Below are 15,608 nucleotides of genomic sequence, written 5' to 3' on the forward strand. Positions count from 1 at the left end.
CTTACTGGGCCTGACGCTGCAGGATGTTCGAGAACTCTTCGATGAAGGTCTCGAAGCGGATCGCGAGGCGGTCGATATCGTGCGCGTAGCGGTTGTACGCGACCACCGCCGGAATCGCGGCGAACAGGCCGATCGCGGTGGCGACGAGCGCCTCGGCGATGCCCGGCGCGACGTTCGCGAGCGTGGCCTGCTGCACGTTCGCGAGGCCGCGGAACGAGTTCATGATCCCCCAGACGGTGCCGAACAGACCGATGTACGGGCTGACCGAGCCGACCGACGCGAGGAACGCGAGGTTCGCTTCGAGCACGTCCATTTCGCGCTGGAACGACGCGCGCATCGCGCGGCGCGCGCCATCGAGCACGAGGCCCGGATCGGTGAGGCGCTTTTCCTTCGCCTTCAGGAATTCACGCATCCCCGATTCGAAGATCCGCTCGAGCGCGCCGATCGTGTGGCGGTTGTTGGCCGCGCTCTGATACAGCGCCTGCAGGTCGCCGCCCGACCAGAAATCCCGTTCAAAGCGTTCGGTCTGCGCGCGCGCGCGGCGAATCGCGAACCACTTGCGGAAAATGAAGGTCCACGACATCAGCGACAGCAGCAGCAGCAGCCCCATCACGGCCTGGGCCAGCACGCTCGCGTTGAGGACGAGGGAAATGATCGACAGGTCTTGAGAAGTGTTCATAGAGGTTTGAGTAACGTCCCATCGGGGGTGCCCGGCGAGGGGCGCACGGTATGCGTGCGGCGCGGCGCGTCGGTCAGGCCTGGCGCCGAACCTTGCTTAGTATCGATTCAGGAAGGCAAGTTCATAGGCTTTGTCTAAACGGGGCTCATGCGAGCTTCGTTGACAGTACAGTTTGCCCGGCGTCGGTGACGGGCCCGCGTTGCAGCGCGTCGAGCACGACCTGCGGGATCGCCGCGGGCCGGATGCCGGTGCGGTCCACGCAGCCGAGGCGAATGTGTCCGGTGACGAGCAGCGTGTCGCCACGCCAGGCTTCCTGGGTGAATTCCACCGATGCGCGGCCGATGCGGCCGGGCCGGCTCGTGACCGACAGCGCGTCGTCGAGTCGCGCCGGTGCGCGGTAGTCGAGCGACGTACTACGGACGATGAAGATCGCGCCCGTGTCGTCGGCCAGCCGACGCTGGTCGATGCCGCACGCGCGCAGCCATTCGGTGCGGGCGCGTTCGAAGAATTTCAGGTAGTTGGCATAGAAGACGATGCCGCCTGCGTCGGTATCCTCGTAGTACACGCGTACCGGCCAGGTGAAGCCGGAGGGCGCGTCCGGGGAGCGGGTAGGCTGAGTCATGGCGCGCATTCTACCGGAAGGGCAGGGCCCGATTCGTAACCGATTCGTAACGGAATGTAGTACGTCGTAGCACGCCGCAGGCCGGCCGGAGCCGTGCCCGTGGCTGCGCTCGGACAGGTCAGCCGCGATGGATCGTAAGGCCGGCCGGGGCCTGGGCGACCGGCATCATCTCGATCGTGTTGATGTTGACGTGCGCGGGGCGCGTCGCGATCCAGTAGATCGTGTCGGCGATGTCCTCGGCCGTGAGCGGCTGGACGTTCTGGTAGACGTTGGCCGCCTTCGCATCGTCCCCACGGAAGCGGATGTTCGAGAATTCCGTGCCGCCACAGAGGCCCGGCTCGATGTCCGTCACGCGCAACGGCGTGCCGATCAGGTCGGCGCGCAGGTTCAGGCTGAATTGTCTGACGAAAGCCTTGGTCGCACCGTATACGTTCCCGCCCGGATACGGATAGGTGCCGGCCACCGAGCCTAGATTGAAGATGTGGCCGCGGCCTCGCGCGATCATTCCGGGCAGCAGCGCGTGCGTGACGGTCACGAGGCCCGAGCAGTTCGTGTCGATCATGGTCTGCCACTCGTCGAGGCTCGCCTTGTGCGCCGGCTCGACGCCGAGCGCGAGACCGGCGTTGTTGACGAGCACGTCGAGCGCGGCGAATTCGGCGGGAAGCGCGGCCGGCACGGCTTCGACGGCTGCGCGGTCGCGCACGTCGAGCTCGAGCGGCAGCAGCGCGTCGCCGAGTTCGGCCGCGAGCGCATCGAGACGATCCTTGCGGCGCGCGGTCGCGACGACGCGGTGGCCGCCCTTGACGAAGGCCCGGGCGATGGCGGCGCCGAAGCCGGCGGACGCGCCTGTGACGAACACGATCATTGCTGCTCCTGGTCGGTAACAAAGTAGCGGATAGTATCGCGCAAGCGTACTGAGATTGCCGCATCGCGGCAAGGCGCCAACGCATGGCGGCACGGGTGCGCGGAGTCCGGCCCTTATTATTTCGGGGCCGCTGGCGTGCGGTTGCCTATTCATGACGCATCCAATACACTAACGCGCTCATCACCCCTGCGTGACTGGCGATAGAACCCTTCGGGTTCAAGGTGGAGCATCCCACCGTGAAGCGCGGGGCGCCGTTTTTGCCGTTCGCCTGGGCAGCCGTTGTGCGCCGTTGCGTGCATCGCCGGTGGCTGTCCTGCCTCGCGTCATACGGATTCTTCCGCCACGTCGAGCTGGTTCCGCCAGCAGCGCACTGTACTCGGCCGCACCGGTCAACCTGTACACACTTAACGGAAACCGTATGTTTGACAGAGCCCAAAGCACCATCGCGAACGTCGATCCCGAACTCTTTGCTGCGATCGAGCAGGAAAACCGCCGCCAGGAAGATCACATCGAGCTGATCGCGTCGGAAAACTACACGAGCCCGGCCGTGATGGCCGCCCAGGGCTCGCAGCTCACGAACAAGTACGCGGAAGGTTATCCGGGCAAGCGCTACTACGGCGGCTGTGAATACGTCGACGTGGTCGAGCAACTGGCGATCGACCGTGTGAAGCAGCTGTTCGGCGCGGAAGCCGCGAACGTGCAGCCGAACTCGGGTTCGCAGGCGAACCAGGGCGTGTTCTTCGCGATGCTCAAGCCGGGCGACACGATCATGGGCATGAGCCTCGCGCACGGTGGTCACCTGACGCACGGCTCGCCGGTCAACATGTCGGGCAAGTGGTTCAACGTGGTGAGCTACGGGCTGAACGAGCAGGAAGACATCGATTACGATGCCGCCGAGCAGCTCGCACAGGAACACAAGCCGAAGCTGATCGTCGCGGGCGCGTCGGCGTTCGCGCTGAAGATCGACTTCGAGCGTCTGGCGAAGATCGCGAAGTCGGTCGGTGCGTACCTGATGGTCGATATGGCGCACTACGCGGGCCTGATCGCGGCGGGCGTGTATCCGAACCCGGTGCCGCATGCCGACTTCGTGACGACGACGACGCACAAGAGCCTGCGCGGCCCGCGCGGCGGCGTGATCCTGATGAAGTCGGAATACGAGAAGCCGATCAATTCGGCGATCTTCCCGGGCATCCAGGGCGGCCCGCTGATGCACGTGATCGCGGCGAAGGCCGTGGCGTTCAAGGAAGCGCTGTCGCCGGAATTCAAGGCATACCAGGAAAAGGTGGTCGAGAACGCGCGCGTGCTGGCTGAAACGCTGGTCAAGCGCGGCCTGCGGATCGTGTCGGGCCGCACCGAAAGCCACGTGATGCTGGTGGACCTGCGCGCGAAGAACATCACGGGCAAGGCAGCGGAAGCAGCGCTCGGTGCCGCGCACATCACGGTGAACAAGAACGCGATCCCGAACGATCCGGAAAAGCCGTTCGTGACGAGCGGCATCCGTCTGGGTTCGCCGGCGATGACGACGCGCGGCTTCGGCCCGGCAGAAGCCGAGCAGGTTGGCAACCTGATCGCCGACGTGCTCGAGCACCCGGAAGATGCAGCGACGATCGAGCGCGTGCGCGCGCAAGTGGCCGAGCTGACCAAGCGTTTCCCGGTCTATCGCTGATCCAGCATGCGCTGCCCGTTCTGCCGGCATGAAGACACGCAGGTCGTCGACTCGCGCGTGTCCGAAGATGGCGCCGCCATTCGCCGGCGCCGTCGCTGCTCGGCTTGCGACAAGCGCTTCACGACGTACGAGCGGGTCGAGCTGAACCTGCCGGCTGTCGTGAAGAAGGACGGCAGCCGCACGGAATTCGACCGTCGCAAGATCGTCGCCAGCATGCAACTCGCGCTGCGCAAGCGGCCGGTTGCGGCTGACGCGATCGACGCGGCGGTCGCCCGCATCGAATATCAACTGCTCGCGACCGGCGAGCGGGAAGTGCGTAGCGAGAAGCTCGGCGAACTCGTGATGAACGAGTTGCGCGGTCTCGATACGATCGCCTATGTCCGTTTCGCATCGGTTTACCGCCGGTTCGAGGACGTTTCCGAATTTGCCGACGTGATCGAAGAGTTCCGTCGCGCGTCCCCCTCCAAGCCTTCGCGTAAGCGCTGACGCGCTGCGTCCGTTCATCGTCTTCTCCGTGGGTTCGATTCGCGCCGATTGTGTCGGCCGCGATCGCATGTCGCCAGTCGGCCGTTCGGCCAATGGCGCGCGTTCGCTCGCGTCGCTACAGTCGTCGCATCACGTTGACGGAGGGCGATGGCGATGGAACTGCACCGGCAGGTCGTCGAAAAAAGCATGCGCTGCTGCGGCGGCTTCACGCTCGTCGAGCTGATGGTCGCGATCGCGCTGGCGGCGTCGATCGGACTTTTCGCAGCACCCGCATTCAATCAATGGCACATGCGCGAACGCGTGGATGCGCGCTCGCGCGCGCTGCTCGGTGCGCTGTCGTTCGCACGCACCGAGGCGACGCGTCTCGGCGTGCGCGTCACGCTGTGCCGCGCCGGGCCCGACGGCGACTGCATGCGTTCCGGCGAGCGCTGCGACCCGGCGGAATGGTCGTGCGGCTGGATCGTCAGCGGGCAGTTCGACGGACAGTCGCGCGTGCTGCGGCGTTATCCGCGCGATGCCGACATCGCCGTCGCGGGCACGGCGCATGATCTGGCGTTCGCGCCGCCGGCGGGCCAGGTGATCGGCGGGATCAGGCGTTTCGAATTGCGTCCGCAGCGCATGCTGTCCGGCGACGACGCACGCGTGTCGCGTTGTATCCGGATCGCGGCGGGCGGCCGGGCGCGCGTCGCCGCCGGGCGTTGCGACACGGCATGAAGCGCGTGCGCCGATCGATGCGCGGCACGTCGCTGCTCGAAGCGGTGCTGGCCGTCGCGCTGCTCGCGGCCGTAATGCTGGCCGTGGCCGGCAGCCAGCTTGCGATGACGCGCGCGCAGCGGGCGACGATCTGGCGTGAACGCGCGCTGTGGCTGGCCGATGCACGCATCGAGCGCCGGCGCGCGGCGGCAGGCGCCGACGACGGCATCGCGGCGCTCGTGGCCGCATCGTTGCCGGGCGGTGCGATGACGCTCGACCATGGGCCGGGCGGTGTCCGGTACGTGATTGTCGGCTGGCGCGGTGCCGGCGCGGCGGTGTCGACGCGATGCGAAGGCGCTGGGGCAACGGTGAAGCCGCCGTCGTGCGTGCGGATTCCGTTTCGGGAGGTCGAAGTCGATGCCGTTGAACGCTGATCGCCGCAGCCGCGCGCATACGCTGCTCGAAGTGCTGATCGCGATGATCGTCGGTCTGCTCGTGCTGGCCGCGGCCGGTGCGCTGTATCACGCCCAGCGCGTCGCGCAGCGGCGGGCGGAAGACGGGTTCCGGATGCGCGATGCGGCCGCGACCGCACTGATGCTGATCGGCCAGCAGATCCAGATGGCCGGGTTTCGGCCGCTCGATGTCGAAGGCGCGTCGTCGTTGCCGCCGGTGTTCGGCTGTTCCGCGGGCCGCGTGCGCGGCGATGGCGCGCAGGTGCGCTGCGAAGCCGTGCGCGCGGCGTCGGATGCGGTGCTGGTCCGGTATGTCGGCGATGCCGTGTCGACGTGGCCAACCAGCAGCGCACAGGTGTCGGATTGTCTCGGGCAGGGTGTCGGCGCCCCGGGTGAGCGGCCGCTCGTGGAAAACCGTTTCGACGCGCATGTCAGCCCGTCGACGGGCGAGCCCGAACTGTACTGCGAGGGAAGCGGGCGCACGGGCACGCCGCAACCCGTCGTGTCCGGGATCGACCAGCTGCGCGTGCGTTACCTGCGTCGCGACGGTGCGCGGTTCGTCGACGCGCAGGCGATGAACGCGGATGACTGGCGCGATGTCGTCGCCGTGCAGGTGTGCGTGCGGGCGCGTGGCGAACCGATGCACGAGCCCGCGCGTCATGTCGATTGCGATGGCCGCACGGCCGCTGCGCCGGATGGTCGCGCGCATCTGGTGCTGCATCGAATCGTCGCGGTGCGAAATTCCGCGGTCGCATTTGCCGATCCTGTCCGTGACGCGGCAACGGGCCACGAGGCGTTGCGATGATTCACGCAAACGGGTCCATCGGCGACCTTGCGATGCGAATCGCGGCAGGACATGCGCGAAGGTGCGCCGTGGCGCCCTGCAGCATGCAGCGCGCGGCGGAGGCTTCATGTTGAGCGGCGGAGCGACGCGCGCACGCGCTCTGTCCGCCACACGAGGCTGGCGTCGCGACGCGGGCCTTGCGCTGCCTGCCGTGATCGCGGTCGGTGCGGCGGTCGCCGCGCTAACCGGCACGTGGTTCGAATCCGCACTGACGGAATCGCGCCGCACACGGGCGTTGTCGGACCGGCTGATTGCATTCCACGCGGCCGATGCGGCACTGGCGGCCTGCACCGCGCGATTGGTCCGCGGCGGGGCGCCGTACCTGGATGAACCCGCATCATCCGCCGAGCCGGATGCATGGCGACGCACGCCTGCGCTGGGCGCCGCCGAAGCGTTCGCCCCGTTCGCGTCCTGGCCGATGGCGGCGCAGCCGCCGCGTTGCCTGATCGAAGCCTGGCGAGGCGTCGGTCCGCAACGTAGTCGTGCCTACCTCGTCACCGCGCGTGGCGTCGGCGGCCATGCGTCGAGCGTGGTCTGGCTGCAGAGCCAGGTCGCACTGCGCGACGGACACATCGTTGCGCAGCGCTGGCGTCGCGTCGCGGCGGTGCATCGATGAAAGGGCCTGCGCTGATGCGCCGAGCGGCGGCGTTCACGTTGCTTGAACTGATGATCGTGCTCGCGATCGTCGCCGTGCTGGCCGGGTGGGGCGTCCCGTCGTATCGCGAGCATGTCGCGCGCATGCATCGCGCATCCGCGGTCGCCGCGCTGTACCGCGCGGCTCAATATCTCGAAATGCTCGACGGCCCGCCGCCGCAGATCTTGCCGGACGCCTATGCGCAGGCGCCGCCGGACGGGCCGGCGGTCTATCGCGTCGCGCTGCGGCGATCGGTCGGTGACGATGCGCCGGTCGTCTATGAACTCGTTGCGAGTCCGCTCGATGCGGGCCCGATGCGCGACGACGCATGCGGTGCGTTCACGCTGCGTTCGGACGGGACGAAAGGCAATGCGGGATCGAATGACGGCGAGGCCGATGTGCAGCAGCGCACATGCTGGGGCGTGCGTTGATCACGCGGCAACGGATGGAAAGCCCACGGGAAACGCGCAGCGGTGCGGGGCCGTGCGCGTCTGTCGTTACGTATCAGTCGTCGTTGACGGCCGTTGCGCGCTCGTCGCGCGACTGTTTCCAGATCCGGTAGACCTCCCACGCGGCGAAGCCGACGGTGCCCCACTTCAGCGCGGGGCCCGCGCTCGCGCGCAGAAGCGAGCGAACGGGTTTCGCCAGCACGAGCGATGCGAGCGAACTCAACATCGGATACTGGTTCACGAGGTGACCGAGGCTTGCGTTCAGGTTCTTGGCGGACTGGCTGAACTTGCCGCCCGACAGGCCGGGGATGAACACCTTGAGCCAGCTGAAGCGCGTGACCGCGTGGCGCACGTCGGCGGCGGCTTCGGCAAGCTCGAGCCGCTCGACTTCGGATCGCAGGATCAGCAACTCCTTGCGCAGCGCGCGATGCTGCGACGCGCTCCAGTGCGATCGCGACGAATGGGGGCGGGGTGAATGGCCCGTGACGTTCTGGCTCATGGCGCGTCGGCGAAGTAGGTGAGAGGGGCGAACACGGCTGCGTTCACAACTTGCCGCGGAAAATTTCGCGGTCTTTCTCGAGCTCGGCGAGCGTGGACTCGAACACGGTCGGCGCTTCGCGCAGGCCCGAGCGTGCTTTCAGCCCACACACGAGGGCGGCGATCGTGTACAGCGCGGTGATGCCCGCGAGCGACTGCCAGCGATAGGTGTCCCAGAACGCGATCGCGACGAGCACGGTCAGGCTGATCAGCGCCATCGTCGCGAGCATCATGGCCGCGAGCCCGAGGAACAGCACGCCCATCAGGCGTTCCTTCTCCTCGGCGAGTTCGATGCCGACCAGTTCGAGGCGCGTTTGCAGGAGGCCGATCGCTGAGCCGACGAGGCGGCGCAGCGGTCCCTGGCCGGACGGCTGCGGGTGAGTGTCTGTCGTCATGGATAAGGCGCTTGCGCGCGCAGTGAGCGGCTAGGTCAAAGCCGGCCGGTGGCGAACCACCGGCTGGCTTCGGCACCCATGCGCCGCACCGTGCGACACATGGGTCGGAACGGCGCTGAGCGCGTTACTTGCGGTTGATCAGCAGACCGATCAGCACACCGACGCCGGCGGCGACGCCGATCGACGTCCACGGATGCTCATGCACGTAATCGTCGGTCGCGCGGGCAGCCTTCTTGCCTTTCTCGACCACCACGACCTGAACGTCGGTTGCCTTTTCCTTGGCCTGCTTCAGGCGCGACATGGCTTTCTCGCGCAACTCGGCCGCACGGTCGCCCGTGCTGCTCGCTGCTTGCTTGAGCAGATCCTCGGCGTCCGCGAGAACGGTTTTGATATCCGACATCAGTTTCTCCTTGTTGATTTCCGACATTGCAACTCCCTTCGTGCTGTCATGCTGCAGGTTCACATCGTAGCGAAACCCCTGCCTGCTGGCGAGCCGGGAACACACACGGCGGCGGTGCAATACCGCATGTTAAACGACTCGTAATGTTTAACAGAGCCGCCAACCGTGCAAAAAGTTCTGTTGCCGCCGTCAGGCCTGCTCCGACGCAGGGTAAAAATGACAAAAAAGTATGAATATCAAACGGAATAATCGTTCGCACGGCCCATTGCTTCCCGTAAGCTGATGGACTGTCCCGCGCCATCCGGCGCGCGGTTTCAACCAGCATCGTTCGAGGAGGGAACATCATGAGTCTGCGTCTTGGTGATATCGCACCGGATTTCGAGCAGGAATCGAGCCTGGGCCCGATCAAGTTTCATGAGTGGCTGGGCAACAGCTGGGGCGTCCTGTTCTCGCACCCGGCCGACTACACGCCGGTATGCACGACTGAGCTCGGGTTGACCTCGAAGCTGAAGGGCGAATTCGAGAAACGCAACGTGAAGGTGATCGCGCTGTCGGTCGACGGCGTCGAATCGCACAAAGGCTGGATCAACGACATCAACGAAACGCAGTCGACGGTCGTCGGTTTCCCGATCATCGCCGACGCGGACCGCAAGGTCTCGCAACTGTACGACATGATCCACCCGAACGCGAACGAGACGCTGACGGTGCGCTCGCTGTTCGTGATCGACCCGAACAAGAAGGTGCGGCTCACCATCACCTATCCGGCCAGCACCGGGCGCAACTTCGACGAAGTGCTGCGCGTGATCGACTCGCTGCAACTGACCGATAATTACAAAGTCGCGACGCCAGGCAACTGGAAGGACGGCGACGACGTCGTGATCGTGCCGTCGCTGCAGGATCCGGAAGAACTGAAGAAACGCTTCCCGAAGGGCTTCAACGCAGTGCGTCCGTACCTGCGCCTCACGCCGCAGCCGAACAAGTAAGCATCGGCTGACGCATCGGCCGCGCGTGACGAACGCGCGCACCGATGAAAACGGCCCGCCCGGCAGCGATGCCGGGCGGGCCGTGTCATTTCAGCGCATGCGGCGCGCGGGCGCCGCGGGCGGCGCGCGATTGATCAGAAGAATGCCTGGATGCCCGTCTGCGCGCGGCCGAGGATCAACGCGTGGATGTCGTGCGTGCCTTCGTACGTGTTGACCACTTCGAGGTTCACGAGGTGGCGCGCGACGCCGAATTCGTCCGAGATGCCGTTGCCGCCGAGCATGTCGCGCGCGAGCCGCGCGATGTCGAGCGACTTGCCGCACGAGTTGCGCTTCATGATCGACGTGATCTCGACGGCCGCCGTGCCTTCGTCCTTCATCCGGCCGAGACGCAGCACGCCCTGCAGGCCGAGCGTGATTTCGGTCTGCATGTCGGCGAGCTTCTTCTGGATCAGCTGGTTCGCGGCGAGCGGCCGGCCGAACTGCTGACGATCGAGCACGTACTGGCGCGCGGTGTGCCAGCAGGATTCGGCCGCGCCGAGCGCGCCCCAGGCGATCCCGTAGCGTGCCGAGTTCAGGCACGTGAACGGCCCGCGCAGGCCGCTCACGTTCGGCAGCAGGTTCTCTTCGGGCACGAACACTTCGTCGAGGACGATCTCGCCGGTGATCGACGCGCGCAGCCCGACCTTGCCGTGGATCGCCGGTGCCGACAGGCCCTTCCAGCCTTTCTCGAGGATGAAGCCGCGGATTGCGTCCTTGCCGTTTTCTTCCAGCTTCGCCCACACGACGAACACGTCGGCGATCGGGGAGTTGGTGATCCACATCTTCGCGCCGGACAGCGAATAGCCGCCGGGGACCTTCTTCGCGCGCGTGACCATGCCGCCCGGGTCGGAGCCGTGGTTCGGCTCGGTCAGCCCGAAGCAGCCGATCCATTCGCCGGTCGCGAGCTTCGGCAGGTATTTCTGCTTCTGCGCGTCCGAGCCGAATTCGAAGATCGGCACCATCACGAGCGACGACTGCACGGACATCATCGAGCGGTAGCCGGAGTCGACGCGCTCGACTTCGCGCGCGATCAGGCCGTAGCTGACGTAATTGAGGCCCGGGCCGCCGTATTCCTCCGGAATCGTCGGGCCGAGCAGGCCGATCTCACCCATTTCGCGGAAGATCTCGGCATCGGTGCGTTCATGCCGGAACGCCTCGGTGACGCGCGGCGCGAGCTTGTCCTGCGCGTAGGCGTGCGCGGCATCGCGCACCATTCGCTCTTCTTCGGTCAGTTGCTGGTCGAGCAGCAGCGGATCGTCCCAATGAAAAGTTGCAGCGCTCATCGTGTCATCTCCTGTCGGGGCGCTTCGCCGCTGACTCTGCGCCCCATGCTTCGCGGTCGGTCAGAGTCGGCAGATTCAGCGCTTGCCTGATTCCATGCTTTGCGGTCGTCCCGGGTTGGCGCTTCGTCGCCTTGCCCGATGTCTAAAGTTCGCTTGACTAGAGTTCCGCTGTGCGGAACAATGTTTTGCAAAACGAACCAAGTGTAGCATCAGATGACACTTTCAACCATCGACGAAACCGCGATCGACGAGCGCAAGTTCGTCGTTGCGCTCGCGCGCGGGCTCGACCTGCTGCGCGCATTCCGGCCCGGCGAGACGATGCTCGGCAATCGCGACTTCGCGGAGCGCACCGGGCTGCCGAAGGCGACGGTGAACCGGCTCGCCTATACGCTGACCGTGCTCGGCTACCTGCGCTACGACGAAACGCTCGGAAAGTATGCGCTCGACGCCGGCGTGCTGTCGCTCGGCTACGCGCTGCTGTCCGGCTCGGGGACGATCGATCTCGCGCGGCCGCACATGCAGGCGCTCGCGCGCGAAATCGGCGCGGCCGTATCGCTCGGCTGCCGCGACGGGCTCGACATGATCTACCTGGAGACGATCCGCAGCGAAACCGCGCTGACGCTCGGGCTCGCGCCCGGCTCGCGGCTGTCGATGCTGACGAGCTCGATGGGCCGCGCGTACCTCGCCGTGCAGCCCGAGGACGTGCGCCGCGCGCTTTATGCGGAGCTGCACCGGGCGGCCGGCGGCGCGGCCGACGCGGATGCGCTCGTCGCGGCCGCACAGCATGCGGTGGCCGAGTTCTCCGATGGCGGATGCTGCTATTCGTTTCGCGCGTGGCACATGGACGTGAACGCGGCGGCCGTGCCGTTTCGCGAGCCGCGCGAGGGGCGCTGGCTGATCCTGAGCTGCAGCGGGCCCGCATCGTCGATGGACGAGGACGTGTTCCGCACGCAGGTCGGGCCGAAGCTGAAGGCGCTCGCGCAGCGGCTCGGCCAGACGGTCTGAGAGCGGCGCCGCGAGCCCGCGCGTTGCCGGGTTCCGCGGAACGGGGAAGCGCGCAGCTGCCGGTTGCACCGCGTGCGAACCCCGCTCATCATCGTTCGCCAGCTTCCCTACGATGAGGTTCGCGATGCCACACCCGGAAACGATGGAAGGCGGTTGCGCGTGCGGTGCGATCCGCTACCGGATCGCCGGCATTCCGGCCGACGCCGGTTTCTGCCATTGCCGGCTTTGCCAGCGCACGACGGGCGCGGCGGTCGTCGCGTCGGCATCGGTGCCGATCGATGCATTCGAATACCTGCAGGGCGAGCCGACGGTCTATGCGTCGAGCGCGTGGGGCGAGCGGCGCTTTTGCGGCCGCTGCGGCGCGCAGCTCGAGTACCGGCTGGCCGATGCACCGACGACCGTGGAAATCAATAGTGCGACGCTCGACGAGCCGTCGCGGCTGCAGCCCGCGTGGCACGTCTGGTACGGGGATCGTTTCCCGGGCGTCGAGATCGGCGACGATCTGCCCAAATACGATGACGGTGGAAGGGCGTAGGCGGCCATGGGCATCGATGCGCCGGCATTGCATCCCGCGAGCAAGCGCGTTCAACCTTTCCGCCTGAACGGACGCGAAACCGGTAGGCAGCGAGCGACTATGCGCGCTGCCCTCGATTCCCGAAGCAATGCGGCATCAAGATCCGCCATCCGGCGCGGGCCCGTCGCCCGCCCGGTTCAGGCCGTGACGACCTTCGCGAATACCGGCCCCTGCATGAACCGCACGTCGTGCTGGCGCAGCAGCTCGCACTGCGTCTCGTCGACGACACCGTCGAAAATCAGCGGAATCCGCACGCGCTGCGCATACGCGACCAACGCCTTCACCATCCCGTCGCGCAGCGCGATGCCCGCATCCATCTTGATGTAGTCGGGCCGCGCCATCTCCGATTCGACCGCGAGGATCCGGCCGGGGTCGGGCAGCTTGTCCGCGACCTTGAAGCCGTGATGCTGGTAGCTGCGCGTCAGGTAGCCGAGGAAGGTCTTGTGCGCGACCGCGACCGCCGGCAGCTCGATCACGATCCGCTCGGTCGGTAGCCCGAAGCGCTGCAGCACCGACGAGAAATGCTTGCCGTGGTCGTACTTCACGCTCTTGAGCAACCGCTCGTGCACGCGCAGGAACAGCAGCCCGTGGCGTTGCGCGCCGAAGAAATTGATCGCGTGCAGCGCGCGCGACAGCCGGTCGATCGCGACGAGCGCCTGGTCGTCGACAGCCGAGTCGACCGGGTCGTGCGGGGCGCCCGTGACCAGCGTGACGGCCTGGAAGCCGAGCTCGTCGCCGTAGCGCTCGATCGCATCCGCGAACGACGTCGACTGCGGTGCGCCGGGCATCGTCACGTCGTAGATGGGTTCGTAGGCGCTCGCGAGCGTGCGTTCCGGCAGATTCGCGCACGCGGTGCCGCCCTCGGCGAGCGCAAGGTGTTCCCGCAGATACGGCAGTTGCCCGGCACGGACGACCAGCTCGGGAATGTTGGGCGGAATCATCGGCGTAGGAAGGAAAAATGGCGGCCGAACGGGCCGCCTCATGTCTTGATATTAGCAGTGCGCGCCCGGCTCGGCTCGGCGTTTCGCTCATATGGTTATCCCGTCCCCGAGACGATGGCTAGGGTTTACGTTGATTTCACTATTCGTAATTGGTTTTACTATTCGTAAATCCAAGGATTTGTCGCCGATCAAGAAAAGCGGCGTTCGGGCGTCCGGAACGGCGCCGTTTCCCGAATCGAATCAACAGGCAGCAAGGAGCGAGACGTGGCGGTTGACAGCAAGTGGGCGGAGCAGCGCGGGCCGCGGCAGCGGCGGGCAACGGATATGGGCGGAACGACGCGGCATGCGCGGGCGTGCGCACGGCAGGGTTGAGGAGCGGATGGCGACCATGAGCATCGATTACCAGACGCTGAAGTTCGAGTACCGGCCGCGCGCGGCGCGAGCCGCCGGCGATGACGCGGTCATCCACCCGGTGATCGTCGTCGGCGCGGGCCCGGTGGGCCTGTCGGCCGCGATCGACCTGGCGCAGCAGGGCGTGCCGGTCGTGTTGCTCGACGACGACGACACGCTGTCGACGGGCTCGCGCGCGATCTGCTTCGCGAAGCGCACGCTCGAGATCTTCGACCGCCTCGGCTGCGGCGAGCGCTTCGTCGAGAAGGGCGTGAGCTGGCACGTCGGCAAGGTGTTCCTGCAGGACGAGCAGCTGTACGCATTTGACCTGCTGCCCGAGGAAGGGCATGCGCGTCCCGCGTTCATCAACCTGCAGCAGTACTACGTCGAAGGCTATCTGGCCGAACGCGCGTTCGAACTGCCGAACCTGGAGATTCGCTGGAAGCACAAGGTGACGGGCGTCGCGCAGTCGGCGGAGCACGCCGCGCTGAGCGTCGAGACGCCGGAAGGCATCGAGACGCTGCACGCGCGGTACGTGATCGCGGCCGACGGCTCGCGCAGCCCGATGCGCGCGGCGATGGGCCTCGAGAGCCGCGGCCGCACGTTCAAGGACCGCTTCCTGATCGCCGACGTGAAGATGAAGGCGGAATTCCCGACCGAGCGCTGGTTCTGGTTCGATCCGCCGTTTCACCGCAACCAGTCGGTGCTGCTGCACCGCCAGCCCGACAACGTGTGGCGCATCGACTTCCAGCTCGGCTGGGACGCCGATCCGGTCGCCGAGAAGCAGCCGGAGCGCGTGATTCCGCGCGTGCGTGCGCTGCTCGGGGCGGACGTCGAGTTCGAGCTCGAATGGGTGAGCGTCTATACGTTCCGCTGTCAGCGGATGGATACGTTCCGGCACGGCCGCGTGCTGTTCGCGGGCGATTCCGCGCACGGCGTGTCGCCGTTCGGCGCGCGCGGCGCGAACAGCGGCGTGCAGGACGCGGACAACCTCGCGTGGAAGCTGAAGCTCGTGCTCGACGGCCGCGCGGACGATCGCCTGCTCGACACCTATGCGAGCGAGCGCGAGTTCGCGGCCGACGAGAACATCCGCAATTCGACGCGCTCGACCGACTTCATCACGCCGAAGAGCGCGGTGTCGCGCGTGTTCCGTGACGCGACGCTGAAGCTCGCACGCGACTGCGAATTCGCGCGCAAGCTCGTGAACAGCGGCCGGCTGTCGGTGCCGGCCGTGCTGGCCGATTCGCCGCTGAACACGCCGGACCGCAACGGCGACGCGTTCGCGTGCGCGATGCGCCCGGGTGCCGCGGCGGCCGATGCGCCGGTGCGCACGCAGGGGGCTTCGGGCTGGCTGCTGCAGCATCTGGGCGATGGCTTCGCGGGCGTGCTGTTCGGGCTGCCGGCGGACGCGGCCGCGCTCGTGCAGGCGCTCGACGGCCTCGCACTGCCGGTGCGGCCGGTGCTGGTCGTGCCGGCCGGGCATGCGCAACCGGTGGCCGGCGTCGACGTCGTGGAGGACGTCGACGGCTTCGCCGCGCAACGCTACGACGCGCAGCCCGGCACGTTCTATCTGCTGCGCCCCGACCAGCACGTCTGCGCACGGATGCGCACGCTCGAGCGCCAGGCGATCGCCGACGCCCTGGCGCGCGCGACCTGCGCACGCTGAGCACC

The 15,608-nt window shown here is 66.9% G+C and carries 19 protein-coding genes and 1 riboswitch; of the genes, 11 read left to right on the forward strand and 8 right to left on the reverse strand.

The window, feature by feature from the left end:
* Position 1 precedes the first annotated feature (1 nt).
* The 3 genes from tolQ to LMA02_RS03525 all read right to left on the reverse strand — a co-directional run bounded on the left by tolQ (position 2) and on the right by LMA02_RS03525 (position 2,166).
* Positions 2-679, reverse strand: coding sequence for a protein TolQ (gene tolQ / locus LMA02_RS03515; protein WP_006753266.1), 678 nt, complete (start codon positions 677-679; stop codon positions 2-4).
* Positions 680-824: 145 nt separating this feature from the next.
* On the reverse strand, positions 825-1,310 hold the full coding sequence (gene ybgC / locus LMA02_RS03520) for a tol-pal system-associated acyl-CoA thioesterase (RefSeq protein ID WP_228906946.1): 486 nt from the start codon (positions 1,308-1,310) through the stop codon (positions 825-827).
* A 109-nt stretch (positions 1,311-1,419) separates the two neighbouring features.
* Entirely contained in the window at positions 1,420-2,166 is a 747-nt protein-coding gene (locus LMA02_RS03525) for an SDR family NAD(P)-dependent oxidoreductase (RefSeq protein WP_124834348.1), read from the reverse strand.
* Between the two features lie 180 nt (positions 2,167-2,346).
* Positions 2,347-2,447: riboswitch (ZMP/ZTP riboswitch) on the forward strand.
* A gap of 137 nt (positions 2,448-2,584) precedes the next feature.
* Between LMA02_RS03525 and glyA the strand changes: the two genes are divergently transcribed.
* The 7 genes from glyA (at position 2,585) to LMA02_RS03560 (ending at position 7,372) form a co-directional block, all read left to right on the forward strand.
* The gene (gene glyA / locus LMA02_RS03530) at positions 2,585-3,832 is read left to right on the forward strand and encodes a serine hydroxymethyltransferase (RefSeq protein WP_166722356.1); all 1,248 of its coding nucleotides are present in this window, start codon (positions 2,585-2,587) and stop codon (positions 3,830-3,832) included.
* 6 nt (positions 3,833-3,838) lie between these two features.
* A complete protein-coding gene (nrdR, locus tag LMA02_RS03535; RefSeq protein WP_006754597.1) occupies positions 3,839-4,318 on the forward strand; it encodes a transcriptional regulator NrdR in 480 nt (159 codons plus the stop codon).
* 153 nt (positions 4,319-4,471) lie between these two features.
* Entirely contained in the window at positions 4,472-5,032 is a 561-nt protein-coding gene (locus LMA02_RS03540; protein WP_228907602.1) for a GspH/FimT family pseudopilin, read from the forward strand.
* Positions 5,029-5,445, forward strand: coding sequence for a hypothetical protein (locus LMA02_RS03545; RefSeq protein ID WP_228906947.1), 417 nt, complete (start codon positions 5,029-5,031; stop codon positions 5,443-5,445). Before LMA02_RS03540 ends, LMA02_RS03545 begins: the two co-directional genes overlap by 4 nt.
* Positions 5,429-6,268: a PilW family protein gene (locus LMA02_RS03550; RefSeq protein ID WP_228906948.1), complete on the forward strand. Its 840-nt coding sequence runs from the start codon at positions 5,429-5,431 to the stop codon at positions 6,266-6,268. The genes LMA02_RS03545 and LMA02_RS03550 overlap by 17 nt, the downstream gene beginning before the upstream one ends.
* Positions 6,269-6,374: 106 nt before the next feature.
* Positions 6,375-6,923, forward strand: a complete 549-nt coding sequence (locus LMA02_RS03555; protein ID WP_228906949.1) for a pilus assembly protein — start codon at positions 6,375-6,377, stop codon at positions 6,921-6,923.
* Positions 6,920-7,372 (forward strand): type IV pilin protein, encoded by a 453-nt coding sequence (locus tag LMA02_RS03560; RefSeq protein ID WP_228906950.1) that lies wholly within the window; start codon positions 6,920-6,922, stop codon positions 7,370-7,372. Before LMA02_RS03555 ends, LMA02_RS03560 begins: the two co-directional genes overlap by 4 nt.
* Before the next feature lie 73 nt (positions 7,373-7,445).
* Here LMA02_RS03560 and LMA02_RS03565 read toward each other — a convergent pair whose 3' ends face one another.
* From LMA02_RS03565 to LMA02_RS03575, 3 genes are all read right to left on the reverse strand, one after another.
* Positions 7,446-7,889, reverse strand: a complete 444-nt coding sequence (locus LMA02_RS03565) for a DUF3318 domain-containing protein (protein WP_166722361.1) — start codon at positions 7,887-7,889, stop codon at positions 7,446-7,448.
* Between the two features lie 43 nt (positions 7,890-7,932).
* Positions 7,933-8,322, reverse strand: a complete 390-nt coding sequence (locus tag LMA02_RS03570; RefSeq protein WP_166722362.1) for a phage holin family protein — start codon at positions 8,320-8,322, stop codon at positions 7,933-7,935.
* 124 nt (positions 8,323-8,446) lie between these two features.
* On the reverse strand, positions 8,447-8,749 hold the full coding sequence (locus LMA02_RS03575) for a DUF883 family protein (RefSeq protein ID WP_006754606.1): 303 nt from the start codon (positions 8,747-8,749) through the stop codon (positions 8,447-8,449).
* 317 nt (positions 8,750-9,066) lie between these two features.
* Between LMA02_RS03575 and LMA02_RS03580 the strand changes: the two genes are divergently transcribed.
* A complete protein-coding gene (locus LMA02_RS03580) occupies positions 9,067-9,705 on the forward strand; it encodes a peroxiredoxin (RefSeq protein WP_069225201.1) in 639 nt (212 codons plus the stop codon).
* Between the two features lie 134 nt (positions 9,706-9,839).
* On the opposite strand, the gene LMA02_RS03585 is transcribed toward LMA02_RS03580, so the two are convergent.
* Positions 9,840-11,027, reverse strand: a complete 1,188-nt coding sequence (locus LMA02_RS03585) for an acyl-CoA dehydrogenase (RefSeq protein ID WP_138848188.1) — start codon at positions 11,025-11,027, stop codon at positions 9,840-9,842.
* A 213-nt stretch (positions 11,028-11,240) separates the two neighbouring features.
* On the opposite strand from LMA02_RS03585, the gene LMA02_RS03590 reads away from it, so the two are divergent.
* Together LMA02_RS03590 and LMA02_RS03595 are read left to right on the forward strand one after the other, a co-directional pair.
* Positions 11,241-12,032, forward strand: a complete 792-nt coding sequence (locus LMA02_RS03590; RefSeq protein WP_228906951.1) for an IclR family transcriptional regulator — start codon at positions 11,241-11,243, stop codon at positions 12,030-12,032.
* Between the two features lie 124 nt (positions 12,033-12,156).
* Positions 12,157-12,567, forward strand: a complete 411-nt coding sequence (locus LMA02_RS03595; protein ID WP_228906952.1) for a GFA family protein — start codon at positions 12,157-12,159, stop codon at positions 12,565-12,567.
* Positions 12,568-12,743: 176 nt separating this feature from the next.
* On the opposite strand, the gene LMA02_RS03600 is transcribed toward LMA02_RS03595, so the two are convergent.
* The gene (locus LMA02_RS03600) at positions 12,744-13,547 is read right to left on the reverse strand and encodes an EAL domain-containing protein (protein ID WP_228906953.1); all 804 of its coding nucleotides are present in this window, start codon (positions 13,545-13,547) and stop codon (positions 12,744-12,746) included.
* A gap of 379 nt (positions 13,548-13,926) precedes the next feature.
* On the opposite strand from LMA02_RS03600, the gene LMA02_RS03605 reads away from it, so the two are divergent.
* A complete protein-coding gene (locus LMA02_RS03605) occupies positions 13,927-15,603 on the forward strand; it encodes an FAD-dependent oxidoreductase (RefSeq protein ID WP_228906954.1) in 1,677 nt (558 codons plus the stop codon).
* Positions 15,604-15,608: the final 5 nt, after the last annotated feature.

The sequence above is a fragment of the Burkholderia sp. B21-005 genome (assembly GCF_020843965.1).
Classification (GTDB): Bacteria; Pseudomonadota; Gammaproteobacteria; order Burkholderiales; family Burkholderiaceae; genus Burkholderia; species Burkholderia ambifaria.